This is a genomic window from Kitasatospora sp. NPDC101183, from assembly GCF_044767945.1.
GTDB lineage: Bacteria > Actinomycetota > Actinomycetes > Streptomycetales > Streptomycetaceae > Kitasatospora.
Genome location: NZ_JBIWOW010000011.1, coordinates 151,802 through 174,586, shown reverse-complemented (window position 1 = coordinate 174,586; position 22,785 = coordinate 151,802). Strand labels below are relative to the sequence as shown.

21 protein-coding genes are annotated in these 22,785 nt (G+C 75.5%); 11 read left to right on the top strand and 10 right to left on the bottom strand.

Annotation, left to right across the window (positions count from 1 at the left end; all coding sequences use genetic code 11):
* Positions 1–4 precede the first annotated feature (4 nt).
* On the bottom strand, positions 5–1,219 hold the full coding sequence (locus ACIRRS_RS17590; RefSeq protein ID WP_402971439.1) for an ROK family protein: 1,215 nt from the start codon (positions 1,217–1,219) through the stop codon (positions 5–7).
* A gap of 156 nt (positions 1,220–1,375) precedes the next feature.
* On the opposite strand from ACIRRS_RS17590, the gene ACIRRS_RS17585 reads away from it, so the two are divergent.
* On the top strand, positions 1,376–2,215 hold the full coding sequence (locus tag ACIRRS_RS17585) for a sugar phosphate isomerase/epimerase family protein (protein ID WP_402971436.1): 840 nt from the start codon (positions 1,376–1,378) through the stop codon (positions 2,213–2,215).
* A 21-nt stretch (positions 2,216–2,236) separates the two neighbouring features.
* Entirely contained in the window at positions 2,237–2,638 is a 402-nt protein-coding gene (locus ACIRRS_RS17580; protein ID WP_402971433.1) for a pyridoxamine 5'-phosphate oxidase family protein, read from the top strand.
* A 38-nt stretch (positions 2,639–2,676) separates the two neighbouring features.
* Here ACIRRS_RS17580 and ACIRRS_RS17575 read toward each other — a convergent pair whose 3' ends face one another.
* Together ACIRRS_RS17575 and ACIRRS_RS17570 are read right to left on the bottom strand one after the other, a co-directional pair.
* On the bottom strand, positions 2,677–3,537 hold the full coding sequence (locus tag ACIRRS_RS17575; protein ID WP_402971431.1) for a DUF3592 domain-containing protein: 861 nt from the start codon (positions 3,535–3,537) through the stop codon (positions 2,677–2,679).
* A 10-nt stretch (positions 3,538–3,547) separates the two neighbouring features.
* Positions 3,548–4,618 carry a DUF3592 domain-containing protein gene (locus ACIRRS_RS17570; RefSeq protein ID WP_402971428.1) on the bottom strand — a complete coding sequence of 357 codons (1,071 nt, stop codon included), beginning with the start codon at positions 4,616–4,618 and terminating at the stop codon, positions 3,548–3,550.
* Between the two features lie 119 nt (positions 4,619–4,737).
* Between ACIRRS_RS17570 and ACIRRS_RS17565 the strand changes: the two genes are divergently transcribed.
* Positions 4,738–6,147 carry a cytochrome P450 gene (locus ACIRRS_RS17565; RefSeq protein WP_402971425.1) on the top strand — a complete coding sequence of 470 codons (1,410 nt, stop codon included), beginning with the start codon at positions 4,738–4,740 and terminating at the stop codon, positions 6,145–6,147.
* A gap of 108 nt (positions 6,148–6,255) precedes the next feature.
* Here the strand turns inward: ACIRRS_RS17565 and ACIRRS_RS17560 are convergent, their stop codons facing one another.
* Both ACIRRS_RS17560 and ACIRRS_RS17555 read right to left on the bottom strand, forming a co-directional pair.
* Positions 6,256–9,177: an ATP-binding protein gene (locus tag ACIRRS_RS17560; RefSeq protein WP_402971422.1), complete on the bottom strand. Its 2,922-nt coding sequence runs from the start codon at positions 9,175–9,177 to the stop codon at positions 6,256–6,258.
* A gap of 490 nt (positions 9,178–9,667) precedes the next feature.
* Positions 9,668–10,657 (bottom strand): LacI family DNA-binding transcriptional regulator, encoded by a 990-nt coding sequence (locus ACIRRS_RS17555; protein ID WP_402971419.1) that lies wholly within the window; start codon positions 10,655–10,657, stop codon positions 9,668–9,670.
* A gap of 182 nt (positions 10,658–10,839) precedes the next feature.
* Here ACIRRS_RS17555 and ACIRRS_RS17550 point away from each other — a divergent pair, with 182 nt between their 5' ends.
* The 8 genes from ACIRRS_RS17550 (at position 10,840) to ACIRRS_RS17515 (ending at position 17,338) form a co-directional block, all read left to right on the top strand.
* Positions 10,840–11,757 carry a ribokinase gene (locus ACIRRS_RS17550; protein WP_402971416.1) on the top strand — a complete coding sequence of 306 codons (918 nt, stop codon included), beginning with the start codon at positions 10,840–10,842 and terminating at the stop codon, positions 11,755–11,757.
* A gap of 46 nt (positions 11,758–11,803) precedes the next feature.
* Entirely contained in the window at positions 11,804–13,150 is a 1,347-nt protein-coding gene (locus ACIRRS_RS17545; protein WP_402971413.1) for an NtaA/DmoA family FMN-dependent monooxygenase, read from the top strand.
* A 40-nt stretch (positions 13,151–13,190) separates the two neighbouring features.
* Positions 13,191–13,766 carry a flavin reductase family protein gene (locus tag ACIRRS_RS17540; protein WP_402971410.1) on the top strand — a complete coding sequence of 192 codons (576 nt, stop codon included), beginning with the start codon at positions 13,191–13,193 and terminating at the stop codon, positions 13,764–13,766.
* Positions 13,759–14,205 carry a riboflavin kinase gene (locus tag ACIRRS_RS17535; RefSeq protein ID WP_402971407.1) on the top strand — a complete coding sequence of 149 codons (447 nt, stop codon included), beginning with the start codon at positions 13,759–13,761 and terminating at the stop codon, positions 14,203–14,205. Before ACIRRS_RS17540 ends, ACIRRS_RS17535 begins: the two co-directional genes overlap by 8 nt.
* A 158-nt stretch (positions 14,206–14,363) precedes the next feature.
* Positions 14,364–15,062, top strand: a complete 699-nt coding sequence (locus ACIRRS_RS17530) for a nicotinamide riboside transporter PnuC (protein WP_402971405.1) — start codon at positions 14,364–14,366, stop codon at positions 15,060–15,062.
* A 218-nt stretch (positions 15,063–15,280) separates the two neighbouring features.
* The gene (locus ACIRRS_RS17525) at positions 15,281–15,895 is read left to right on the top strand and encodes a hypothetical protein (RefSeq protein ID WP_402971402.1); all 615 of its coding nucleotides are present in this window, start codon (positions 15,281–15,283) and stop codon (positions 15,893–15,895) included.
* A 54-nt stretch (positions 15,896–15,949) separates the two neighbouring features.
* Positions 15,950–16,588, top strand: a complete 639-nt coding sequence (locus tag ACIRRS_RS17520; protein ID WP_402971399.1) for a hypothetical protein — start codon at positions 15,950–15,952, stop codon at positions 16,586–16,588.
* 102 nt (positions 16,589–16,690) lie between these two features.
* On the top strand, positions 16,691–17,338 hold the full coding sequence (locus ACIRRS_RS17515; RefSeq protein WP_402971649.1) for a phosphatase PAP2 family protein: 648 nt from the start codon (positions 16,691–16,693) through the stop codon (positions 17,336–17,338).
* 53 nt (positions 17,339–17,391) lie between these two features.
* On the opposite strand, the gene ACIRRS_RS17510 is transcribed toward ACIRRS_RS17515, so the two are convergent.
* Genes ACIRRS_RS17510 through ACIRRS_RS17490 form a run of 5 tightly spaced genes read right to left on the bottom strand, consistent with a single transcriptional unit; the run spans position 17,392 to position 22,784 of the window.
* On the bottom strand, positions 17,392–18,717 hold the full coding sequence (locus tag ACIRRS_RS17510; protein ID WP_402971396.1) for a glutamate-1-semialdehyde 2,1-aminomutase: 1,326 nt from the start codon (positions 18,715–18,717) through the stop codon (positions 17,392–17,394).
* A 5-nt stretch (positions 18,718–18,722) separates the two neighbouring features.
* On the bottom strand, positions 18,723–19,280 hold the full coding sequence (locus ACIRRS_RS17505) for a dTDP-4-dehydrorhamnose 3,5-epimerase family protein (protein WP_402971393.1): 558 nt from the start codon (positions 19,278–19,280) through the stop codon (positions 18,723–18,725).
* Entirely contained in the window at positions 19,277–20,473 is a 1,197-nt protein-coding gene (locus ACIRRS_RS17500; protein WP_402971390.1) for a polysaccharide pyruvyl transferase family protein, read from the bottom strand. The genes ACIRRS_RS17505 and ACIRRS_RS17500 overlap by 4 nt, the downstream gene beginning before the upstream one ends.
* Positions 20,470–21,417 carry a glycosyltransferase family 2 protein gene (locus ACIRRS_RS17495; protein WP_402971387.1) on the bottom strand — a complete coding sequence of 316 codons (948 nt, stop codon included), beginning with the start codon at positions 21,415–21,417 and terminating at the stop codon, positions 20,470–20,472. Before ACIRRS_RS17495 ends, ACIRRS_RS17500 begins: the two co-directional genes overlap by 4 nt.
* On the bottom strand, positions 21,414–22,784 hold the full coding sequence (locus ACIRRS_RS17490) for a hypothetical protein (RefSeq protein WP_402971384.1): 1,371 nt from the start codon (positions 22,782–22,784) through the stop codon (positions 21,414–21,416). The genes ACIRRS_RS17495 and ACIRRS_RS17490 overlap by 4 nt, the downstream gene beginning before the upstream one ends.
* Position 22,785 lies beyond the last annotated feature (1 nt).

Here is a 22,785-nt window from a genome sequence, read left to right as displayed (position 1 = left end):
AGGCTCAGTGGGTGATGAACGTCGCCCCGTCCGCGAGCCGCGCGGCCGCCGTGGCCGCGCCCACCAGCTCGGTGGTCGTGCTGTGCACCACCACCAGGCGCGGCATCACCGGCACCCGGCCCTGGAGCCGGGCCTCGATCGCGGCGGGCAGTTCGCCGCCGCTCTCCCAGAACAGCCGCCCGCCGAGGGCGATCAGCTCGGGCGCCAGCACCGTGCTCAGGTTGGCCACCACCAGCGCCAGGTCGTCGGTCAGTTCGCCGATCAGCCGGGAGGCCGCCGGATGGCCCTCCCGGCCCAGGCGGAACAGCTCGGCCACCCGCTCCGCCGGGGTGCCGGAGACCGTCAGCCCGGCCTCGGTGATCCGCCGGTCCACCGCGTGGTCGCCGACCCGGGCCTGGGTGTCGCCGGTGCGCCCGAGCGGCCGGTCCAGGGCGGCGGGCCCGGACATCAGGTGGCCCAGCGCCCCGGCCGCGCCCAGCCGGCCCCGGTGCAGCCGCCCGTCCAGCACGATCCCGGCGCCGACCTCGATGCCCACCACCACGGCCGCCAGGTCGCGCACCCCCGACGGGGCCTGCGCCCCGTGCACGGCCAGGGCGACCAGGTTGACGTTGCTCTCCACCGCGACGGGGACGCCGTACCGCTCCTGGAGCAGCCCCCCCAGCCGCAGCCCGGGCCACTGCAGGGCGGGCGCGAACTCCACCAGCCCGGTGCGGTCCCGGACGGCCCCCGGCACCCCGACCACGAGGGCGCGCGGCGCCCCGGCGTTGTGCCCGGCCCAGGCCCGCAGGCCGTCCACCAGCGCGAGCAGCGGCCCGGTCAGCTCGCCGGCGGCGACCTCGCGCGGGTGGTCGGTCCCGGCGAACTCCCAGTGGTGCTCGGCCTCGTGCAGCACGGCGCCGCCCAGGTCCGTCACCACGCCGACGATCCGGCGCGGGCGCACGGCCACCGCCAGGACGGTCTGCGCGCGGGCGTTGTAGCGGATCAGCTGCGGCGGCCGGCCCCCGCTGGACGGCGCCCGCACGCTCTCCACCTCCACCAGGCCCTCGGCGCGCAGCACCTCCACCAGCCGGTGCACCGTCGCGGTGCTCAGGCCGCTCTCGGCGGCCAGCCGCTGGCGCGACAGCGTGCCGTGGCGCCGCAGCACCTCCAGCAGGACGGTCTGGTTGACCTGCGCGACGGTCTGCGTGGTGGCCGTGGCCGGGGTGCGGGTGGGGGGCATGCGGCGCTCCTCGGACTTCGGACTTCGGGCTTTGGGCTTGGCGGGGCCGGGCCGGGCCGGGCGGGGCCGGTGTCAGGACTTCGTTTCAGTCCGAATAATATCCGGGTCCAGACCCTCGGGCCGTACCCGTTCCGCCACCCGCAGAGGAGCCGCGCCGTGCCGATCGCCTACTCCACCCTCGGCGTCCCCCGCCTGCCCCTGGCCGAGGCCGCCCGGCTCGCCGCCGAACACGGCTGGGACGGGCTCGAACTGCGCTGCGCGGAGGGCGAGTCCGTCCACCCGGCGATGACCGCCGGGGAACGCCGCGCGGCCGCCCGCACCCTCGCCGCCCACGGCCTCACCCCGCTCGCCCTCGCCTCCTACGTGGGCGTCGCCGCGCCCGGACCGGACGAGCCGGTGCTGCGGGACCTGCTGGCCGCGCTGCGCCTGGCGGCGGACCTCGGCGCCGGCGGCCTGCGGGTCTTCCCGCGCGGCGGCGACGGCCCACGCGGCGAGGCCGACGAGCGCGCCGCCCGCCGACTCGCCGCCGCCGCCCCGGAGGCCGGGCGCCTGGGCGTGCGGATCCTCGTGGAGACCCACGACTCGCACCGGGGCGGCCGGGCGGTGGCCGCCCTCCTGGAACGGGTCGCCCACCCGGCCGTCGGCGCCCTGTGGGACCTGATGCACACCCGCCTCGCGGGGGAGACCCCGGCCCGGACCTGGGCCGCGCTCGCCCCGCACCTCGGCCACGTCCAGGTCAAGGACGTCGCCGGGCCCGGGGGCCTCACCCCGCTGCCGCTCGGCGCCGGGGTCCTGCCCGTCACCGACTGCCTGCGCCTGCTGCCGCCCGGCACCTGGGTGTGCTGGGAGTACGAGGCGCCCTGGCATCCGGCCGCCGCGCCGCTGCCCCCGCTGCTCGCGGCGGGCGCGGCGTACCTGCGACGGACCCTGGGAACGGGCCCGGGAACAGCTCCGGGGGTGGCCCCGGGGACGGCCCCGCCCGCCGGGGCGGCGTGACGGGGCCCTACGATCCCGATCATGGCCCACGACCCGCGCGACCTCGACGCCGCCCTGCTCGCCTTCTGGAGCGAGCGGCACATCGCCACCCTGACCACCGCCCGCCCGGACGGCTCGCCGCACGTGGTGCCCGTCGGGGTGACCTTCGACCCGTCGACGGGCACGGCCCGGGTGATCACCAGCCGCACCAGCCGCAAGGCGCGCAACGTCGCGGCGGCGGGCGAGCGTGGCCAGCGGGTCGCGCTCTGCCAGGTCGCCGGGGCGCGCTGGTCCACCCTGGAGGGCGTGGCCGTCGTCCGCCAGGAGCCCGAGCAGGTCGCCGACGCCGAGCGCCGCTACGCCGAGCGCTACCGCACGCCCCGGGAGAACCCGGACCGGGTGGTCATCGAGGTCGCCGTCGAGCGGGTCCTCGGGCGCGGTTAGCCGCCGGTTCCGCCCCCCGGTCGGAGCAGGACGACTGGTCAGAGCAGGACGACGCCCAGGACGGCCGCCGCCGCGACCAGTACCAGGCCCACCACGCTCACCAGGGTGTCCGTCCGTACGGAGCGCTGCTGCTTCGGGTGGTCCAGCACGAACAGGGCCGGGTCCTGCGGCGGGTAGTGGACCGTCACCTCCCGGCCGTACGCCCCCGCCGGGTCCGGCACCCCCGAGGTGCGGTGCGCCGTCACGGCCAGGCCCTCGCGGGTGGTGAACGCCACGACCGGCGTGATCGTGGTGGTGGTGTCGCCGTCCGAATCCGTGGAGACGTCCCGGAGCACCGCCACGATCCGGCCGGGGACGGCGACCATCGACTCCAGTCGCTCCCGGCGGAGCCGGGTGTCGCGCAGGTTCCCCGGCATGCTCAGGAAGCCGATCAGGGCCCACGGCCCGCAGACGCAGATCAGCGCCCACGGCCAGCCCCGGTCCACCGAGAGGAGGACCACCACCGCCCCGTAGATCAGGAACACGGCGGTGCCCGGCCAGGCGAGCCCCCAGCCGCGGGCCTCCGGGTCCTCGGTGAACCGGTAGGCGTGCGCCTGCCCCGGCGGGTGGTGCACCCCGATCTCCCGGCCCTCCCACGCGACGGTGATCGCGTCGCCGCGCTCGCCCTCGTTCGTCACGGTGACCGCCTCGCCGGTGGACGGGTCCGGGTAGGAGACCACCACCGCGACGCCCCCGCTCCGCGAGCCACCGTGCCGGGGCTCGTGCACCCGTTCGATCCGGCCCCGCATCCGCACCGCCCGCTGCGCCCGCGTCACCCCGGCGAGCGAGCGCCCGAACCCCACCAGCGCCACCGCGCCCCACACCGCGCACCAGAGCGCGACGTACCCGTGCCAGTCCATTCCGTTCCCCTTACCGTGCCGGATTGCGCCGCAGCACGGCGCCCTGCCCGTCCGCCTCCAGCACGGCCGAGCCGTCCGCCCCGGTCACGGCGACCCGGATCGTGACGGAGCCGCTCAGGCGCTCGACGATGACCCGCCAGGTGCGCGGGGCGCCGACCCCGGGCGTGCTCCGCGCCTCCTCGACCAGCGCGGGCACCCGGTCGAAGGGCAGCTCCCGGGGGTCGAACCCCGGCGTGTCCACACCGTCCGGGGCGAACGCCACCGTCATCAGCCGCTCCTCCACGACGAGGGTGAGGGCCCGCCGACCGCCCTGCGGAGGGGTGGTCGACTCGACGGCGGAGCGCAGCGCGCCCCGGTCCAGCATCGAGCGGCCCGGGCCGAAGGAGACCGTGTCGTAGCCCCTGGTCACGGTCGTGCTGGACACCGTGGGCGTCTGCGTCTGCGCCTCGCCGGTGTCGTCGAACAGGTCCGCGCGCAGGAGGAAGAGCACGGCGCCCGCGCCGAGCAGCAGCCCGAGCAGGACGAGGAACCCCCGGGCGCACCCCTCCTCCCGCGCGCCCGCCGCGGCCGGCCCGGGCAGCGAGTCGATGGCGGCGGACGCCGCCCGCTCCTCCCAGGCCGGGGTCGGCCGCTTCACGATCCGCACCCGCCACGGCCGGTCCGGCGGGTACTCCACCACCACGACCCGGCCGAGCCGGTAGTCGGGCAGCTCGGAGACGTGGATCCCCTGGGTGACCCGGACGCGGAACGCCGACTCCCCGTCCGGCGCCACGGTGAGGTCGAACCGCACCGGCACGTCCGTGTCCTCGCTCTTGTCCGCCTCCCGGCCCTCGATCAGCGCGAGCGCCGTGCACGGCACCTGCGCCGCCTCCCGGGCCCGCTGGGGCGCCCCGGCGAGAAGGAACACCAGGGCGTAGCCCGCGGCCAGCGCCAGGCTCCCGACGATCAGCGGCGCCCTCCCCAGCTCGCAGCCCACGGCGAACCCGGTGAGCGAGAGCCCGACCACCCCGCCCGTCACGAAGTCCCGGGCGAGCTCGACGGACCGGGGGCCGGAGGGCGGCGCGACCGTGGGCGTTGTCATGCGGTGATTCTGTCGGTCCGGGGCGCCGCCCGACAGGGGTTGGTCCGTACCGCAATCGTTCCGTGAGGAGTTGAGGCCCTACGGGCGCGGGGGCCGCATCCTCGCGCCCGGCCGAGGAGATGCTCGACGGCGCCGAACGGCCGGGCCTCGCCGAGGAGTTCGCGGCGGCGCAGGAGGAACGGGCGAGGCGGATCGCCGAGTTGGGGACGGAGGCCGCCTCCTCCGGCGCGAGCACCACGTCGTCGGAGGGGATTCCCGGGAACACGCCGATCGATGCGCGGCCCGGCCGGGGCGCGCGGCCTAGACTCGCCCGCACGACGTCCCGGGGTGAGTGGAGTGGGTGGCCGGTGCCGAAGCAACTGCCGTTCGACAGGCCCGGTCCGATGGGGGTGGCGCCGGAGTTCCGGGAGCTGCAGCTGTCCGGCGAGATCGCCCGGGTGCGGACGTTCGCCGGGAGCCCCGCGTGGCTGGTGACGCGGCGCGAGGATGTGATCGGCATGCTGTCCGACGACCGGTTCGGGCGGGTGCACCCGGATCCGGCGGCGGCGCCCGTCCTGTCCGCGACCGGGCAGTTCTACGGGCCGCAGGGCACCGACCACGAGCGGCTGGAGGCCGAGTTCCGCACCCTGCGGCACGCCACGGCCAACACCCTGTCGGTGCGCCGGGTGCGGGAGATGAGGCCCCGGATCGAGGCACTCGTCGGGCGCCGGCTCGACCGGATGGCCGCCGAGGGCCCACCGGCGGACCTGCACGCCCTGCTCGCCGAGCCGCTGCCCGTCGAGGTGGTGTGCGAGCTGCTCGGCGTGCCGTACGCGGACCGGGAGGACTTCGGGCGCTGGACGGCCGACGTCGTGTACCTGGGCGAGCCGGAGCGCGTCGGGGCCGCGCTGACCGGCCTGAACGACTACGTGCGCGCGCTGATGGCCCGCAAGCGCGAGGAGCCCGCCGAGGACGCGCTCACCGACCTGGTGCGGGCGCAGGCGGACGGCCTCGTCGGCGAGGACCTCGCGGTGCTGTGGGCGGTGGCGCTGCTGTTCGCCGGGCACGTGACCACCGTGACGCGCATCGGGACCGGGGTGCGGCACCTGCTCGCCGAGCCCGGGCAGCGCGCGGCGATGCTGACCGGCCCGGAGGCGCTCGCGGAGACGGTCGAGGAACTGCTCAGGATCGGCCAGCCGGACCTGGGCCTGGTGTGGCGCTGGGCCGTCACCGAGGTCGACACCGGGCGCGGGGTCATCGCCCCCGGCGACCTCGTCCTGTTCGCCAACGGCCCGGCCTGCCTGGACCCCACCGCCTACCCGGACCCGGAGCGGTTCGACCTCTCCCACGCCCGGACCCCGCACACCGCCTTCGGCGCCGGGCCGCACCTGTGCGTGGGGGCCGCGCTCGCCCGGATGGAGCTGCAGGTCGTCCTCGACCTGCTGTTCCGCCGCTTCCCCGGGCTCCGGCTCGCCGTCCCGGATGAGGAACTCCCCTGGAGGGAGAGCCAGTTGACGGGCGGGCTGCGCGCCCTGCCGGTCGCCTGGTGACGTGCTGGTCCGGCCGGGTCCGTCCCCTGTGCGGACCCGGCCGGATGTGTGCGGGGGCCGGTTCCCCGACCGTACGGACAGCGGGCTTACCGATCGCTTACCGGTCGCTCACCGGCCGGCGGCGGGTGTGAGGGCGCGCGCCTCGGCGAGGGCCTGGGCGGCGGAGCCGGGGAGGCCCGCCGCCCGGTAGGCGCCGGCGAGGGCGCGCAGGGCGGCGGCGAGGAAGGAGCGCCAGCCGCGGGCGCGCCAGAGCAGGACGGACTCCTCGAGGCGGGCGACCGCCGAGGCGTGGTCCCCCTCCGCGAGGTCGAGCTCGCCGAGGATGCCGAGGGCCTGAGCGAGGTGGTGGCCCATGGTGAAGCGGCGGGCGATCGCCTCCGCGGCCTCGGCCGTCTCCCGGGCGCGCGGGTCGCCGGTGGCCGCGTGGAAGGTGGCGAGGTAGAGGAGGGAGAACGCCTCGACGTAGCCGTCCCGGAGGGAGCGGGCCATGGCGAGGGCGCGGGTGAGCAGGTCGCAGCCGAGCTCCAGCCGCCCGGCGCGGCCGTGGGCGGCGCCGAGGAACTGCAGGGCGGTGGCCTCGAAGCGGGTGTTGCCGATCATCCGGGCCAGCCGCAGGGTTTCGGTGAGGTGCTCGACCGTGCGGTCGAGGTCGGTCTCGCCGTACGCGACGGCGATGATCTGGTGCGCCCGGGCCAGGCCGCCCGGGTGGTCGTGCAGGTCGGCGAGCTCCAGCGCCCGCCGGGCGGCGTCCAGGGCCTCCTCCTCGCGGCCCTGGGCCACCAGGCTCCAGGCGGCCAGCACCAGGGCGTCGGCGCTGCCGCGCGGCTCGTCGATCCGCTCGAACAGGGCGAGCAGGCGGCGGGCGCGCTCGTCCAGGGCGACCATCGTCTGGCTGCCGTCGGTCGGGGTCGTCCAGGTGGTCACCTCGATCAGGCCGCGGGTCAGCACGGCCTCGCCCAGGACGTCGCCGGCCGCGCGGCAGGCCTGGAGGACGCTCTGGTGCGTGGTGCGCCAGTCGTCGTACAGGCCGCGCACGTCGCAGTACTTCTCCTGGCAGGCCGCGAGGTCCCAGGCCACGGGCACCATCCGCAGCGCCGCCGCCTGCCGGGCGCTCGCGTTCAGGGCGGGCTGCTCGGCGTCGAACCAGGCCATCGGGTCGTCCAGCAGGGCGGCCGTGACGGCGGAGGGCAGCCGGTGGCGGGGCGCGTCGCCGTGCAGCGGGGCGAGGCAGGGGCCGGGCACCTGGTCGGCGGCCTGCTCGGCCAGGGCGAGCCAGGCGCCGAAGGCCCGTCCGAGCGCGGCGGTGCGGGCGGGCGGCTCCTCGGCGGCCAGGGCGTGCTCGCGGGCGTACAGGCGGACGAGGTCGTGGAAGCGGTAGCGCAGGTGCGGCTCGGAGCCGCACTCCTGGAGGAGCTGGGCGTCGATCAGCTCCTCCAGGTGCCGCTGCGCCTCCTGCGGCGGGACGTCGGCCAGGGCCGCCGCCGCCCAGGGGGCGAAGTCGGGGGCGTCGAGGAGGCCGAGCAGGCGGAACGTCCGGCGGGTCGGCTCGGAGAGGCGGGCGTGGCCGACGGCGAAGCCGGCCCGGACGGCGAGGTCGCCCGCGGCCAGTTCGTCGAGGCGGCGCCGCTCGTCGCGCAGCAGGCCGGCGAGGCGGGCCAGGGTCCAGCGCGGGCGGGCGGCGAGGCGGGCCCCGGCGATGCGGACGGCCAGCGGCATGCCGCCGCACAGCTCGGCGATCCCGGCGGCGGCGTCCTGCTCGGCGGCGACCCGGGCGTCGCCGAGGATGCGGCGCAGCAGCTCCTCGGCCTGGGCGGTGTCGAGTTCGCCGAGGTCGACGAGGACGGCGCCGGGCAGGGTGGTCAGCGCGGCGCGGCTGGTGACGAGGACGGCGGGGCCTTCGCCCGCGGCCGTAGCGGAACCCGGGAGGAGTGGGGCGAGCTGGCGTTCGTCGGCGGCGTTGTCGAGGAGGACGAGCGCCCGGCGGCCGGCGAGCAGGGTGCGGTACAGCGCGGAGCGCTCGTCGAGGGAGTCCGGGATCTCCCGGGCGTCCGCGCCGAGGGCGCGCAGGAAGGCGGCCAGGACGCGGGCCGGGTCGGCGGGGGAGTCGTCGGCCCCGCGCAGGTCGGCGTACAGGCGGCCGTCGGGGTAGTCGGCGGCGGCACGGTGGGCGGCATGGACGGCCAGCGAGGTCTTGCCGATGCCGCCCATGCCCGCCACCACCGGGACGCGGCCCTCGGACAGGGCGGCCAGGACGAGGGCGAGTTGCTCCTCGCGGCCGGTGAAGTCGGGGAGGTCGCGGGGGAGTTGGGACGGGACGGGGGAGGGGCGGCCGTTCGGGCGGTCGTGGGTCAGCAGGGAGAGGAAGACCGTCTGGACGTCCGCGCCGGGTTCGATCCCCAGCTCCTCGGACAGCCGCCGCCGCAGTGCCTGGAAGCGGCGCAGGGCCTCGGCGGAGCGGCCGTCCGACGCGAGGAGGCGCAGGAGGGCGGCGTGCAGGGGCTCGTCGAAGGGGTGGTCGGCGGTGAGCGCGGAGAGGGAGGGCAGGGCGGTGCGGGGGCTGCCGGTGGACAGGGCCGACTCGGCGAGGGGGAGCGCGGCGGCGCGGACGGCGGCCTCGACGGCCGTCACCAGCGGGTCCTCCCGGTTCAGCCGCTCCAGCCCCGCCAGCACCCGGCCGCGCCGCAGGGCGAGGGCCTCGGCGAGGCGGCCCCGGGCGGCGAGTTCGCGGAACCGGGTGAGGTCGAGGGCGCCGGGCGCGGTGAGCAGGCGGTAGCCCTGGGCGTCGGACTCCAGCACCACGGACTCGTCCCCGAACCGCCCGAGCCAGGCCCGCAGCCGGGACATCCCCGTGTGCACGGCCCCCCGCCCCACCCGGTCCGCCTGCCCGGCCCACACCAGGTCCAGCAGCCGCCCGACCGGCAGCCGCTCCCCCTCCGCGAGCAGCAGTGCCCCGAGCAACCCCCGCACCACGGTCGCCCTCGGCAACTCCTGCGCCACCCCGCCCGAGGACACACCCAGGGGCCCCAGCACCCCGAACCCCAACGCCATCCGCCTCAGCCCCACAATCACCCACAGCCCCGGACCGCCCCCGGCCGGGCGCGATCACGACACTAGTACGGACGCGGACCGGCGGTACCCGCACGGGCTTGCACGGGAAGTCGGCGGGGCCGACTTCCCGCGCGAGGCTTGGTGTGCTCAGGCGTCAGGGCTGGTCGCTGGTTGAGGAGTTGCGGCGAGGTGCTCGCTCGGGGGTTGCGCGGGAGGTCGGCGGGGCCGACTTCCCGTGCACGAGCTCTGGTGCCCGGGGCGGTGGGGTGGGCGCCGCTGGTGGAGGGGGATGCGAGGGCGCGTGTTCTGGGGCGGCCGGTGATGCGGGTTGGGGTGGGCCCGGATCGATGGGGTGGTGGATGGCGGGGGAGAGGGCCGGGGGTCTACGTGAGAAGTCGGCGGGGCCGACTTCCCGCGCAGGGGTGCGTGCTGGTTGGGGAGTTGGGGCCTCGGGCCCCGGGCGCAGTGGGGGTCAGGCCGCGGGGTCGGTGGAGGCGCGGACGACGAGTTGCGGCGCGAAGCGTTCCACGCGTTCGGTGCGGTCCGCCGCGGGGGCGCCGAGGAGGGTGAGGGCGCGTTCCGCCATGGCGGTGAGGGGGTGGCGGATGGAGGTGATGGGTGGGTCGAGGAGTTCCAGCAGCTCGGTGTCGTCGAAGCCGGTGACGGCGATCCGGCCGGGGACGGGGACGGCGGAGCGCTGGAGGGTGCTGACGAGGCCGACCGCGAGGACGTCCGCGCCGCAGAGGACGGCGTCGATCTCGGAGGCGCGCTCGGCGATGCGGCGGCCCGCCGTGCGGCCGGCGTCGGTGGTGAAGCTGGGGAGGAGGAGGGTGGCGTCGGGGCCGCGGGCGTCGGTGAAGGCGGTGAGGCGTTCGGCGCCGGAGGAGGAGGCCTGGTCGGCGGCGACGAGGAGGATGCGGTGGCGGCCGAGGGCGTCGAGGTGGTCGAGGAGCAGGCGTATCGCGGCGGCGTTGTCGAGGGTGACGGCGACGGTGCCGGAGCCGGTGGCCCAGCGGTCGAAGAGGACGACGGGCACGCGGGCGGCGGCGGCCGCGACGGCGGGGCCGGAGGCGGCGGCGGAGACGGGGACGACGAGGAGGCCGTCGACGCGGCTGCCGAGGAGGGTGTCGATCTGCTCGGCCTCGATGGCGGGGTCGTTGGCGGCGTCGGAGAGGACCAACTGCCCGCCGGCGGCGCGGACCTGACGGGCGATCGCGTCGGCGAGCTGGACGAAGTACGGGTTGGCGAGCGTGGGGACGACGACGCCGATGGTGCCCGTGGTGCCGGTGCGCAGGGCGCGGGCGGACTGGTTGGTGCGGTAGCCGAGGGTCTGGGCGGCCTGTTCGACGCGGCGGGCGAGCTCGGGGTCGACGTTGCGCTGGGTGCCGGCCAGGACGCGTGAGGCGGTCGCGCGGGAGACGCCGGCGGCCGCGGCCACGTCGAGGAGTCGGGGCGCTGTCACGTGGGCGGTCCTTCGGGGTCGGGGGCTCGGGGGAGCCGGCGGAAATGCGCAGCACGAGGGTACTTGACGGTTTCGGAGACGTGGCCCACAGTATGGGAAATCGATCTCCCAGGTCGATTCCCCAGCTTGACCCCCCAGCTCGATCCCCAGCTCGATCCCCAGGAAGTGGGCAAGGAGTGGAGATGCCGTCCATCACCGTCGTCGGTTCGGTCAACCGCGACCTCGTCCTGACCGTCGAGGACCTTCCCCGGCCCGGCGAGACCGTGCTCGCCGCGGGCTTCGTGGAGGGCGTCGGCGGCAAGGGCGCCAACCAGGCCGTCGCGGCGGCCCGGCTCGGGGCCCGGGTGCGCCTGGTCGCCCGGGTCGGTGCGGACGCCGAGGCCGTCCTCGAGGCGCTCGCCGCCGAAGGGGTGGACGTCGCGGAGGTGCGCCCCGCGCCGAGCGGCACCACCGGGATCGCCTCCGTGGTGGTCGACCGGGCAGGGGAGAACACCATCGTCGTCAACCCGGGCGCCAACGCCGCCCTCTCCGCCGAGGACCTGCCCGCGCGGCTGGCCCGGTCGGCGGGCGAGGTGGTCCTCGTCCAGCACGAGATCCGCCCCGAGGTGGTCGCCGCCACCGTGCTGCGGGCCCGGGAGCAGGGCGCCACCGTCGTCCTCAACCCGGCCCCCGCCCGGCCCGTCGCCCCGGAGGTGCTCGCCGCCGTCGACGTGCTCGTCCCCAACCTCGGCGAACTCGCCACCCTGCTCGGCGCCCCGCGCCCCGCCGGGGTGGAGCAGGCGCGCGGGCTGCTGGAGCGCGCCGCCCTGCCCTGCCGGGCCGTCGTGGTGACGCTCGGGGCGGACGGAGCGCTGGTCAAGCAGCCGGACGGACCGGCTGTGCACCTGCCGGCCCCCGTCGTGGACGCCGTCGACACCGTCGGCGCCGGCGACACCTTCTGCGGCGCCCTCGCCGACTCCCTCGCCCGTGGCGCCGACCTGCTCGCCGCCGCCGAACGCGCCGTCCGCGCCGCCTCCCTGGCCGTCACCGGCCTCGGCGCCCAGGCCGCCATGCCCTCCGCGGCGCAGCTCGACGCCCCCGCCGCCGTAGCGGTTTCCTGAGAAGCACCCCCCCACGCCCCACCCCCGGTTCAACGGAGAACTCCCCATGCGCAACCTCAAGCTCGGCCTCTTCGAGAACGCCCAGGCCAACGCGAGCGGCACCGCCACCTGGCGCCACCCCGACAGCCGCCGCCACCTGTTCGACACCCTCGGCTACTGGCAGGACATCGCGCGGATCTGCGAGGACGCCAAGCTCGACTTCCTCTTCCTCGCCGACGCCTGGGGCTGGTCCGAGATCAACGGGGTGCGCCCGCCGATCGCCACCGAGGAGAGCCTGGACCTCCCGCGCCTGGACCCGTTCGTCATCGCCTCGGCGCTGCTGGCGAGCACCACCGACCTCGGCCTGGTGGTGACCGGCTCGGTGCTGGTCGAGCCGCCGTACGCCTTCGCCCGCCGCCTGGCCACCCTCGACCAGCTCTCCGGCGGCCGCCTCGGCTGGAACATCGTGACCACCGGCACCGCCGACACCGCCGTCAAGGCCTTCGGGATGGACATGGTCGCCCACGACGACCGCTACAAGATGGCCGAGGACTTCCTCGACCTGGTCTACAAGTACTGGGAGGGCGCCTGGGAGCCGGACGCCCTGGAGAAGGACAAGGACGGCCGCTTCGCCGACCCGGCCAAGGCGCACCTGGTCTCCCACGAGGGCCCGTACTTCCGCTCGCACGGCTACGGCAACACCGCCCGCTCCCCGCAGGGCACCCCGGTGCTGTTCCAGGCCGGCGCCTCCCCGGCCGGCCGTCGCGTGGGCGGACGGCACGGCGAGGCCATGTTCGTGGGCAGCGGCTCGGTGCAGCAGCTCTCCGCGCACACCTCCGCGATCCGCGAGGAGGCCGTACGCTCGGGCCGCCGCGCGGACGAGGTCAAGGTGATGTCCGCCTTCTCCTGCGTCATCGGCGCCACCACCTCCGACGCCGAGCGCCGCTGGCAGCGCGTCCTGGACGCCCAGCGCCCGGAGGTCACCGTCGCCAGCTACGCCATGTTCACCGGCCTCGACCTCTCCTCCTACGCGCCGGACACCCCCATGTCCGCGCTGTCCACCGAGATGTCCCAGACCCAGGTCGCCCGGTTCGCGGACAAGACCGTCGGCGACGTGCTCGCCGACTGGCACACCCACGGCGTGGGCGCCCGCCCGGTGGTCGGCACCGCCGAGGAGATCGCCGACGAGATCTGCGCCCTGGCCGAGGGCGCGGACCTGGACGGCTTCCTGCTCTCGCCGACCGTCCAGCCCGCCTCCACCGTCGAGTTCGTCGAGTCCGTGCTGCCGATCCTGCGCGCCCGGGGCGTCTTCCGCGGCGAGTACGAGGCGGGGGAGTCCCTGCGCGAGCGCCTCACCGGCGCCACCGACCCTGCCCTCCCGGCCAGCCACCCGGCCGCGCAGTACCGCCACTGACCCGCCCGACCCGCGACGTGATGAGAGGACGGCGACGACCATGGTCACCCCGACCCACCACCCGACCCCGCCCGCCCCGTCGGAGGAGGAGGCCGCAGGCCTGACCCCGGACACCACGCCGGACCCGACGGCCGTCCGGCCCGACCCCGCCGTGCTGCGCCAGGCCTTCGGCGCCTACCCCACCGGCGTCGTCGCGCTCGGCGCGCTGCTCGACGGCGAACCGGTCGGCCTCGCGGTCAGCTCCTTCGTCTCGATCTCGCTGGACCCGCCGATGGTCGCGGTCAGCGTGGCCCGCACCTCGACCACCTGGCCGAGGCTCGCCGAGGCCCCGGTGCTGGGCCTGAGCGTGCTCAGCCTCGGCCAGGGCCCGCTCTGCCGGCGCCTCGCCTCCCGGACAGGCGACCGTTTCGCGGGCACCGACTGGCGGACGACGCCGGAGGAGGCGGTGCTGATCCACGACGCGGCCCTGTGGCTGACGGCCCGGGTCAACGCGGTCTACGACGGCGGCGACCACGAGATCGTCCTGATGGAGCTGCTCACCGCCCGGCTCTTCCCCGGCGTGGAGCCGCTGGTCTTCCACACCAGCCAGTTCCGCGAGCTCAGCCCCCATGCCTGACATCTCCGTGGCGGAGACAGCCAGGCTGGCCGGCACCGTGGTCCACGGCGCCGGCCGGGGGCGGCACCTCGGCTTCCCCACCGCCAACATCGCCCCCGACCCCGGCGCGGCCGTCCCGCCGCCCGCGATCTACAGCGGCTGGCTGGCCCGCCGCGCCGGCGGCGCCGTCCACCGCGCGACGATCAGCATCGGCACCAACCCGACCTTCTGCGACACCCCCCAGGTCCACACCGAGGTGTACTGCCACGGCACCCCGGAGGAGGTCGGGGACCTGTACGGCGAGCGCGTCGACCTGTGGTTCGTCGCCCGCATCCGCGACACCGAGAAGTTCGCCACCGCCGGTGACCTCCTCACCGCCGCCCGCGAGGACGTGCGCCGCTCCGAGGCCCACCTCGACTCGGCGCACGGACGGCACGTCCGCGCCGCCGCCCTCGCCTGACCATCCCGGGCAACACCCCCGAAGTTCCCCCACCTGCCGGTGGCGGCCCCCCCCCCCCGGCCCCCCACCCCGCGCCCGGTCGGCCCCGCACCCCCCGCTTCCGCGGGGCCGACCGTCTCCTCCCCCCACCTCGCTCCACACGACCAAAGGTGTGAGTCATGAGCGCATTCCACTGGCTGAACGAGCAGTTCAGCTTCTTCGGTCTCCCCGTCTACTGGTCCGACTTCTTCGGCAACCTGCTCGCCCTGGCCACCGTCTGGCTGGCGCTGCGCCGCTCACTGGTGGCCTGGCCCGTCCAGATCCTCGGCTCCGTCCTGCTGCTGATCGCCAGCCTCAACGTGCACCTGGGCGGCAACGCCGCCCGGCAGATCGTCATCATCGTCTCCGCCAGCTGGGGATGGGCGACCTGGAAGCGCAGCCGCGAGCAGGAGGGCACCATCAACGTCCGCTGGGCGTCCGGGATCGAGCGCGCCGTGATGGCGGCGGCGATGGTGGCCGGGACGGTCGGCTTCGGCGCGATCCTCAAGGGCACGGACGCCTCGTTCTACCCGGGCGCGCCGTGGTGGATGGTCCTCGCGGACGCCTGGATCTTCATCGGCTCGATCCTCGCGATGTACAGCCAGGCCCGCCGCTACGTGGAGTTCTGGTTCGTCTGGCTGGCCGTGGACCTGGTGGGCGTGCCGCTGGCGATCCACTCCGAGCTGTACTTCTCCGGCATCGTCTACGGGATCTTCTTCGTCATGGTCCTGCTCGGCATCCGCGACTGGGCGGCGCGCAGCAAGCAGGAGATCGCCTCCCCGCTGGAGCCGGCCGTCCTGGTCGAGGGCCGGGAGGACGCCGTCCGGGCGGCGGACTGAACACCGAGGACACGGCGGGGCCCTCCGGACGGATCGATCCGGGAGGCCCCGCCGTCGCGTGCCCGCTGTGCGCCGGGCGTGGCAACGGCCTTGTACGGACGGTGCGTTGGCCGCCCGGAAGGTCTTTGCCTCCCCTTGACGGTGGTGGCCCGCATCCACCATGGTGTGCTCCACTCCCTGGCACCGCTGCCCCATCACGACCCCCACTCGGAGACGGCATGCGTGCACCCGCCCCACCCCGCCCCACCCGTCGTCGGCTCAGGCGCGACGGCCTGACCGTGGGCCTCGCCGCCGCCGGGCTCGCCCTCGCGGCCACCACCACGGGCCTCGCCGCCGCGGCACCGGACCCGGTACCGTTCGCCGACCTCGTCCTCAACGGCGGCTTCGACTCGTACCCGTGGATCTGGGCCTGCGACGCGAACGTGTCGCCCAGCTCCATCCCGCACGACCACTACGTGACGGGCCACCCGGGCGAGGACGGCACCGCCGGGTGCCGGCAGACCGTCAAGGTCCTGCCGAACTCCACCTACACGCTGGACGCCACGGTGCGGGGCCCGTTCGCCTTCACCGGGGTGACGGGCGCGGGCGGCGAGAACGCCTCCACCTGGTCCAGCGGGACCACCTGGCACAACCAGAGCGTCCAGGTCACCACCGGGCCGCGGACCACGGAGCTGACGGTCTACTTCCACGGCTGGTACGAGCAGGCGGCGTACGACGTGCACCGGGTCTCCTTCATCGGCCCCGGCTTCGAGCCGAGCCCGTGCGGAGAAACGGCAACCGCGACGGCGTCGCCCTCGCCCAGCCCGTCCTGCCAACGTACGTACATCCCCTGACGGGTGAGCGACCCCACCGCGACGCCGACCGCCCACCCCCACACCGGAGATGCCATGCGCCTGTCCCGTGCCCGCCGTGCCGTCGGCGGCAGTCCGTTCGGCGCCGCCCTCGGCGCCCTCGTCCTGGCCGCCACGGCGGTCCTGTCCCTCAACGTGTCCGCCACCGCCCAGCCCGCGCCGCTGGACTGGATCAAGAACGGCACCTTCCGCGACCCGCTCGCGCTGGGCTGGAGCTGCGACGGCGAGTTCGTCCAGACCGGCCAGGTCGTCGAGGGCCGCCCCACCGGCCAGAACTACGCCGGGTGCACCCAGACCGTCCCGGTAGTCCCGCGCACCCGGTACGACTTCTCGGCGTACATGTCCGGCTCCTACACCTTCGTCACCATCACCGGCACCGGAACGGGCACCGGCGAGGTGACCCGGTGGGCGGACGGGCCGAACTGGAAGTCCCTGTACGTCGACCTGGAGATCGGCGACGTCCGGGACGTGACCGTCACGTTCCACGGCTGGTACGGGCAGGGGCCGTTCCAGGTCAACCGGGTGTGGATGATCGGGCCGATCTACCACAACGACTGCGAGTTCCCGACGGCCGCGCCGGGCTCGCCCACCCCGTCCGCCTCGCCCTGCATGCCGTTCCCGAGCGGGCCCCCGAGCAGCCCCGGCGGGCCCACGCCGCCGCCGCCGACCCGCTGACGCGAGCTTGGCATCCGGCCCGGCGACCGTTTGAATGGGCCTCCGGGGAACGGGCGTTGACGATGGGGGCGAGTCGTGGATCGGCTGCGGGGACGGCTCGGGATGGTCGCGGCGGCGCTGGTCGCGCTGCTCGGGATCTGGTTCGCGGGAAAGGGCCAGCCGGGCCCGGTGGACGGCCGGATCGGCCAGGAGCTGTACGGGCTGCGCTCGCCCTGGCGGGATGTCGCGCACGCCCTGGACTGGCTGGGGGAGCCCGTGGGGTCGACGCTGCTGGTCGGGGCCGTTGTGGCGGCGCTGCTGGTGCTGCGGCAGCGGCGGGCGGCCCTGGTCGTGGTGGGCGGCGTCGCCCTGGCCGTGGGGACGGCGACGCTGCTCAAGCACGTGGTGGGCCGCACCATCCACGGCCCGCAGAACCTTTCGTACCCGAGCGGGCACACCGCCTTCCTCACCGCGCTCGCCCTCGCGGTGGCGATGGCCGCCACCCGCCGCCGTCAGGGCCTAGGCCTCGCCCTGGCCCTGACAGCTGGCGCCCTGATGGGCTGGGCACAGGTCACCCTCGGAGCGCACTACCCGAGCGACGTGTTCGCCGGCTGGTGCACCGCGCTGGCGGCGGTGCCAGCCGTGGCGTGGCTCGTCGACCGGACACTGCCCCGGACAGCCGGACAGCCGGACAGCCGGACAGCCGGACAGCCGGACAGCCGGACAGCCGGACAGCCGGACAGCCGGACAGCCGGACAGCCGAGCGGCTGACCAGGTGACCGGCTGACGGACTGACAGCGCTGACCGGCCGGCGGAGCGAACCCTCAGGCCCGGCGGCGGAACACCGGCTTGACCGGGCGCCCGCCCAGCCACGGCGTCGGGTCGCCCGCGTCCAGGGCCTTGCGGTAGACGGCGCAGGCGGCCGCCACCGCGTCGACCGTCTGCGCGATGTCCGCGTCGTCCAGCGCGCTGCTCACCACGAAGGACGGCGCCAGCACCCCGCCCGCCAGCAGTTGGCGCATGAACAGGGTGCGGTACTCCTGCGAGGGCCGCCCCTGCTCGTCCAGCGTCGCGAAGACGAGGTTGCTGGCCCGGCCCCGGACGACGACGTGCTCGCCAGTGCCCATCCCGGCCGAGGCCTCGCGGACCCCGGCGGCCAGCCGCTCGCCGAGCGCGTGCAGCCGGGCGGCGATGCCCTCCTCGACGTAGGTGGTCTGCACGGCCATCGCGGCGGCCAGGGAGTGGGTCTCCGCGCCGTGCGTGGTGGAGAGCAGGAACACCCGGTCCTCGGCGTGGCGCAGCCCGCCACGCTCCATCAGGTCCCGGCGCCCGGCGAGGGCGGAGACGGCGAAGCCGTTGCCCAGCGCCTTGCCGAAGGTGGAGAGGTCGGGGACGACGCCGTACAGGCCCTGGGCGCCGGCCTCGGACCAGCGCAGGCCGGTGATCATCTCGTCGAAGACCAGCACGCAGCCGTGCCGGTCGGCCAGTTCGCGCATCCCGGCGAGGTACCCGGGCGCGGGCTCGCTGTGGCCGGCGGGTTCGAGGATCAGGCAGGCGATCTCGCCCCGGTGGCGGGTGAGCAGTTCCTCGGTGGCCGCGAGGTCCCCGTACGGGAAGGAGACGGTGAGGTCGGTGATGGCGGCCGGGATGCCGGCGCCCATGGGCGTGGTGCCGATGAACCAGTCGTCGGTGGAGAAGAACGGCTGGTCGGCGCAGACGGCGACCTTGGCGCGCCCGGTGGCGGCGCGGGCGAGGCGGACGGCGGCGGTGGTGACGTCGGAGCCGTTCTTGGCGAACTTGACCATCTCGGCGGTGGGCACGGTGGCCAGGAAGCGCTCGGCGGCCTCGAGTTCGAGGATGGAGGGCCGGGCGAAGTTGGCGCCCCGCTCCAGTTCGCGCCGTGCGGCCTCGGTGACGCGCGGGTGGGCGTGGCCGAGGCTGACGGCGCGCAGGCCGGAGCCGTACTCGACGTAGCGGTTGCCGTCCACGTCCCACACGTGGGCGCCCCGGCCGTGGCTGATGACCGGGGCCAGGTGCTCGGGGTACTGGTCGTCGCCCTTGGCGTAGGTGTGGGCGCCGCCGGGGATCAGGGCGTGCAGCCGCTCGTTGGCGGCGCGGGACTTGGGCAGCTGGAAGTCGTCGACAGGCATGAAGATCAGCTCTCCTGGGTACGAACGGCCGCCAGGGCCTCGGTGAGGCCGGGCGCCTCGCGGTCCCGCTTGGACATCGACACGGGCGGCAGCGGCCAGGGGACGGCGAGTTCCGGGTCGTCGAAGGCGATCGTCACGTCCTCGCTCGGGTCGTGCGGGCGGTCGATCCGGTACGAGACGTCGGCGTCGGTGAGCGCCTGGAAGCCGTGCGCGCACCCGGCCGGGATGTAGACGCTGGCCTGCGTCTCGCCGGAGAGCGCGAAGGTGGCGACGTTGCGGTACGTGGGGGAGGCGGGCCGCAGGTCGACGACCACGTCGAAGACCTCGCCGGAGGAGCAGCGCACCAGCTTGGCCTCCCCGGCGCCGGAGCGCAGGTGCAGGCCGCGCAGCACGCCCTTCACCGAGCGGGAGACGCTGTGCTGGACGAAGGCGTTGGGGTCGATGCCGACGGAGCGCAGCACCTCGGCGTCGAAGGTGCGGCAGAAGAAGCCGCGCTCGTCGGCGTAGGGCGTCGGCTCGAACAGGTGGGCGCCGGCGATCGCCGGGACTTCGGTCACCTTCATGAGGGTTCCTTCGGGAAGAGGGCCGCGGTCAGGGCGGTGAACTGCTGGTCGAGGCGCTGCACGGCGGCCTCGTTGTGCTCGGCGAGGGTCTGCCGCAGCTCGGCCGCGTTCTTCTCCAACGCGCGGAACTGCTCGGTCAGTTGCTCGGCGTCGACGGCGCGGGCCGGGTGCCGGTGGGCGGCCAGGCCCATCCCGGCCATCAGGGCGTCGCTCTTGGCCGCGTAGCTGAGGGAGAGCGTGGGGACGCCGGCCTTCAGGGCGCAGACCAGGTTGTGGTACCTGGTCGCGACCACGGCGTCGGCGGCGGCCGCCTCCGCCATCAGCTCGGCCAGCGAGGCGGCGGGGGAGGCGGTGACCAGCGGGGAGTCGACGGCCTCGAGGATGGCGGTGACCACCGCGGCGTCCGCCCCGTCGCCGGTGAGCAGCCGCACCGGGCGGCCCTCCTCGACGAGGGTGCGCACGAAGCGGGTCGTCCCCTCCACGTAGCGGCGGTGGATCTCCTCGGCCTCGGCGCGGTCGTCGTTGCCGCCGTGGAAGTCCATGACGCCCACGCAGACCCGCCCGTCCCGCTCCCCGGTGGCGGGCGGCGCCGGCAGGGAGAAGGCGAGGTCGGGGTGGACGGCGTCGCGGGAGACGTCCACGCCCATCTCCCGCATGGCGTCGCGGGAGAGTTCGTCCCGGTAGGAGCGGTACGCGGCCAGGCGCGCCGAGCGGCGCACCAGGGCCCGTACGGCGCCGTCCCGGATCGGGGCGGCGCCGACGCCGACCAACGCGACCTTGGTGCCGAACAGCCGCCCGGAGGCGCAGAGCAGGAACAGCGCGTACGGGAAGCCCCAGGGCCGCAGCGGCAGGGTGGCCTCCAGCACGCCCATGCCGGGGACGATGACCACGTCGTGGCGGCGCACCCAGGCGGCGGTGCGCACCACGTCGACGGCCTTGCCCAGGCCCTTGCCGAGGACGGAGCCCAGGCGGGAGGCGGTGCGGTACTCGCCCCGGTACCAGTGCAGCCTGGTCGCGGGGATGCGGTAGCGGGCCGTGACGGTCTCGGGGCCGCCGCACAGCGCGTCCACCGGGGCGTCCGGGTGCGCGGAGCGCAGGTAGCCGAGCACGGCCTCCAGCGACCCGTCGTTGCCGAGGTTGCCGGAGCCGAGCAGGCCGAACACCCCCACGCGCACCGGGCGTCGGGAGGTCACGACCGCCTCCCCTCGCGCCCGGCCACCAGGTCGTCCACGGAGACGGCGAGCTCGGGCGGCACGACCGGGGCGCGGTCCTCGACCCGCTCGCCGGCGCCGGAGCGGCGGCGGCTGGTCAGCCAGGAGCGCAGGGCGCGGTAGCACTCGCGGCGGTCCTGCGGGGACAGCGGCGCCCGCTGGATCGCCTCGACGAAGCCCCAGACGTACTCGACGAGCAGCCGCGGCGTCGGGTGCAGCAGCCCGGCCCGGCGCGGGTCCAGGTTGACGCACCGGGAGCGTTTGGAGGGGTTGGCCCGTTCGGCGCGGGTGGGGTGGTCGCGGCGGAAGTAGAGCAGTTCGGGCACCTGGTGGAAGGGCCCGTGCAGGGTGATCTCGGCGACGAAGGTGCGGTCGGCGTGGTGGTAGCTGTCGTGCGGCTTGACGCGGCGCAGCACGTCGGCGCGCATCACGCCGTAGAAGTCGTCCCCGCCGGGCTCGAACAGCAGGCTGCGGAAGCGGACGGGGGCGGACGGCGAGTCGGTGGCCAGCCCGTACGCGTACGGCACCTTGACCTTGCCGGTCTCGTCGATGACGGCCTGGTCGGAGTGGGCGAGGATGACGTCGGGCCGCTCGTCCAGGGCCTCCACGCAGCGCAGCAGGAGGTCCCGGGCGTACAGGTCGTCGTGGGAGGCCCACTTGAACAGTTCGCCGCGGCACTGGGTGAAGACGTAGTTGTGGTTCGGCGCCGCGCCGATGTTGCGGCTCAGCCGCAGGTAGCGGATGCGCGGGTCCTTCGCGGCGTAGTCGCGGCAGATCTCCTCGGTGGTGTCGGTCGAGGCGTTGTCGGAGATGACCAGCTCGAACTCCGCGTAGGTCTGGCCGAGCAGGGCGTCGAGGGACTCGGCGAGGTACTCCTCGCCGTTGTAGACGGGCAGCCCGATGCTCAACCGGGGAACGGCGGTCATTGCGTCCTCACTTGGGAGTTGCCTTCAGGTGCTTCGGAACGTGATTCGGAACGTGCTTCGGAACGTGATTCGGAACGTGAGGAAGAGGCTGCGCGGAGGTGCTCGCGCAGGGCGGCCCGCAGCTGGAGCCACCACAGGGCCGAGCCGCAGGCCGTGGCGGTGGCGACGCCCCAGGCGGAGCCGACCGTGCCGGCCAGGGCGGCGCCGCCGAGCCCGCCGCCCAGGTAGCAGGCGGAGGCGAAGAGCTGGCAGCGCAGGCTGCGCCGGGCGGCGGCGAGGGCGCGCAGCCCGGCGGCGGCTCCGCTGCCCAGGCCCGCGCCGGCGACGCCGAGGGTGGCGGGCAGGATGAGCGGCGAGGCCTCGTGCCAGACGTCGCCGAGGACCATCTCGCCGAGCCGGTCGGGCATCAGCAGCAGCGCCGAGCCCCACAGCAGGGCGGCGCCGGCCTGGCCGCCGCCCAGCAGGAAGCAGAACCGGCCGAGGCGCTCGGGGGTCTGCCTCAGCACCCGGGCGGCCTCGGCCACGGTGACCAGGGACAGGCCCATCAGCAGGGCCAGGAACGGCCCTTGGAGCAGTTCGGCGCCGCGCACGGCGCCCACCGCGCCGACCCCGGCGATCGCGCCGAGGCCGTACGCCCGCAGCTGGCCGGCGCCGCTGAGGCTGACGTTCTCGACCAGGTACCGGCTGCCGAGGTCGCGCTGCTCGCGCAGCCAGCCGCGGGCCTCGGTGACCCGGGGCCGGATGCCGGACTGGAGGAAGCCGTACCCGGCGGCGGCCAGGGCGGCGGCGCCCCAGGCCAGGATGAACGCGGCCACGGTGCCGAAGCGCGCCGCGACGAGCATGGCCGGGATCAGCGCGACACCCTGCACCGAGTCGTTGAAGAACGCCTTCTGCCCGCTCCCGGCGGCGAAGAAGGCGAACCGCCGGGAGTCCTGGAGCAGCAGGCAGGGCAGGGCGGCGCCGAGGCAGGTGAACGCGGAGCCCACCTCGCCGCCGAGGCCCAGCCCGACCAGCACGCACAGGGCGCCCAGGGTGGCGCCGACGGCGAGCGCGGCCCCCGAGGACCGGCTCGCCGCCGCGCGCCAGGCGGCCTCGGGGACGGCGCTGAAGCGCACCATCAGCGGGTCGGTGGCCAGCCCCCGGGACACGTTGAGCACGACGCCGTACGTCAGCCAGGCGAGGCTGAACACGCCGAAGGCGTCCACCCCCAGCTCCCGGGCGACGTAGATGCCCACCGCGAAGTTGATCATGCTGGAGACCGCCTGGTCGGCCAGCCCCCAGGACAGCCGTCCGAGGACGCCGCCCCGCTTGGCGGGAGAGTCCGTCGGTGCGGGCGGTGGTGCTGTCTTCTCCTCCTCGGTGGTCATC

Bases quoted from the DNA above. Each gene is read 5' to 3' on its own strand.
- ACIRRS_RS17490 (WP_402971384.1), bottom strand. From the start codon at position 22,784: ATGACCACCGAGGAGGAGAAGACAGCACCACCGCCCGCACCGACGGAC.
- ACIRRS_RS17545 (WP_402971413.1), top strand. From the start codon at position 11,804: ATGCGCAACCTCAAGCTCGGCCTCTTCGAGAACGCCCAGGCCAACGCG.
- ACIRRS_RS17510 (WP_402971396.1), bottom strand. From the start codon at position 18,717: ATGCCTGTCGACGACTTCCAGCTGCCCAAGTCCCGCGCCGCCAACGAG.
- ACIRRS_RS17535 (WP_402971407.1), top strand. From the start codon at position 13,759: ATGCCTGACATCTCCGTGGCGGAGACAGCCAGGCTGGCCGGCACCGTG.
- ACIRRS_RS17515 (WP_402971649.1), top strand. From the start codon at position 16,691: ATGGTCGCGGCGGCGCTGGTCGCGCTGCTCGGGATCTGGTTCGCGGGA.
- ACIRRS_RS17580 (WP_402971433.1), top strand. From the start codon at position 2,237: ATGGCCCACGACCCGCGCGACCTCGACGCCGCCCTGCTCGCCTTCTGG.
- ACIRRS_RS17565 (WP_402971425.1), top strand. From the start codon at position 4,738: ATGCTCGACGGCGCCGAACGGCCGGGCCTCGCCGAGGAGTTCGCGGCG.
- ACIRRS_RS17495 (WP_402971387.1), bottom strand. From the start codon at position 21,417: ATGACCGCCGTTCCCCGGTTGAGCATCGGGCTGCCCGTCTACAACGGC.
- ACIRRS_RS17550 (WP_402971416.1), top strand. From the start codon at position 10,840: ATGCCGTCCATCACCGTCGTCGGTTCGGTCAACCGCGACCTCGTCCTG.
- ACIRRS_RS17505 (WP_402971393.1), bottom strand. From the start codon at position 19,280: ATGAAGGTGACCGAAGTCCCGGCGATCGCCGGCGCCCACCTGTTCGAG.
- ACIRRS_RS17520 (WP_402971399.1), top strand. From the start codon at position 15,950: ATGCGCCTGTCCCGTGCCCGCCGTGCCGTCGGCGGCAGTCCGTTCGGC.
- ACIRRS_RS17590 (WP_402971439.1), bottom strand. From the start codon at position 1,219: ATGCCCCCCACCCGCACCCCGGCCACGGCCACCACGCAGACCGTCGCG.
- ACIRRS_RS17530 (WP_402971405.1), top strand. From the start codon at position 14,364: ATGAGCGCATTCCACTGGCTGAACGAGCAGTTCAGCTTCTTCGGTCTC.
- ACIRRS_RS17570 (WP_402971428.1), bottom strand. From the start codon at position 4,618: ATGACAACGCCCACGGTCGCGCCGCCCTCCGGCCCCCGGTCCGTCGAG.
- ACIRRS_RS17540 (WP_402971410.1), top strand. From the start codon at position 13,191: ATGGTCACCCCGACCCACCACCCGACCCCGCCCGCCCCGTCGGAGGAG.
- ACIRRS_RS17525 (WP_402971402.1), top strand. From the start codon at position 15,281: ATGCGTGCACCCGCCCCACCCCGCCCCACCCGTCGTCGGCTCAGGCGC.
- ACIRRS_RS17575 (WP_402971431.1), bottom strand. From the start codon at position 3,537: ATGGACTGGCACGGGTACGTCGCGCTCTGGTGCGCGGTGTGGGGCGCG.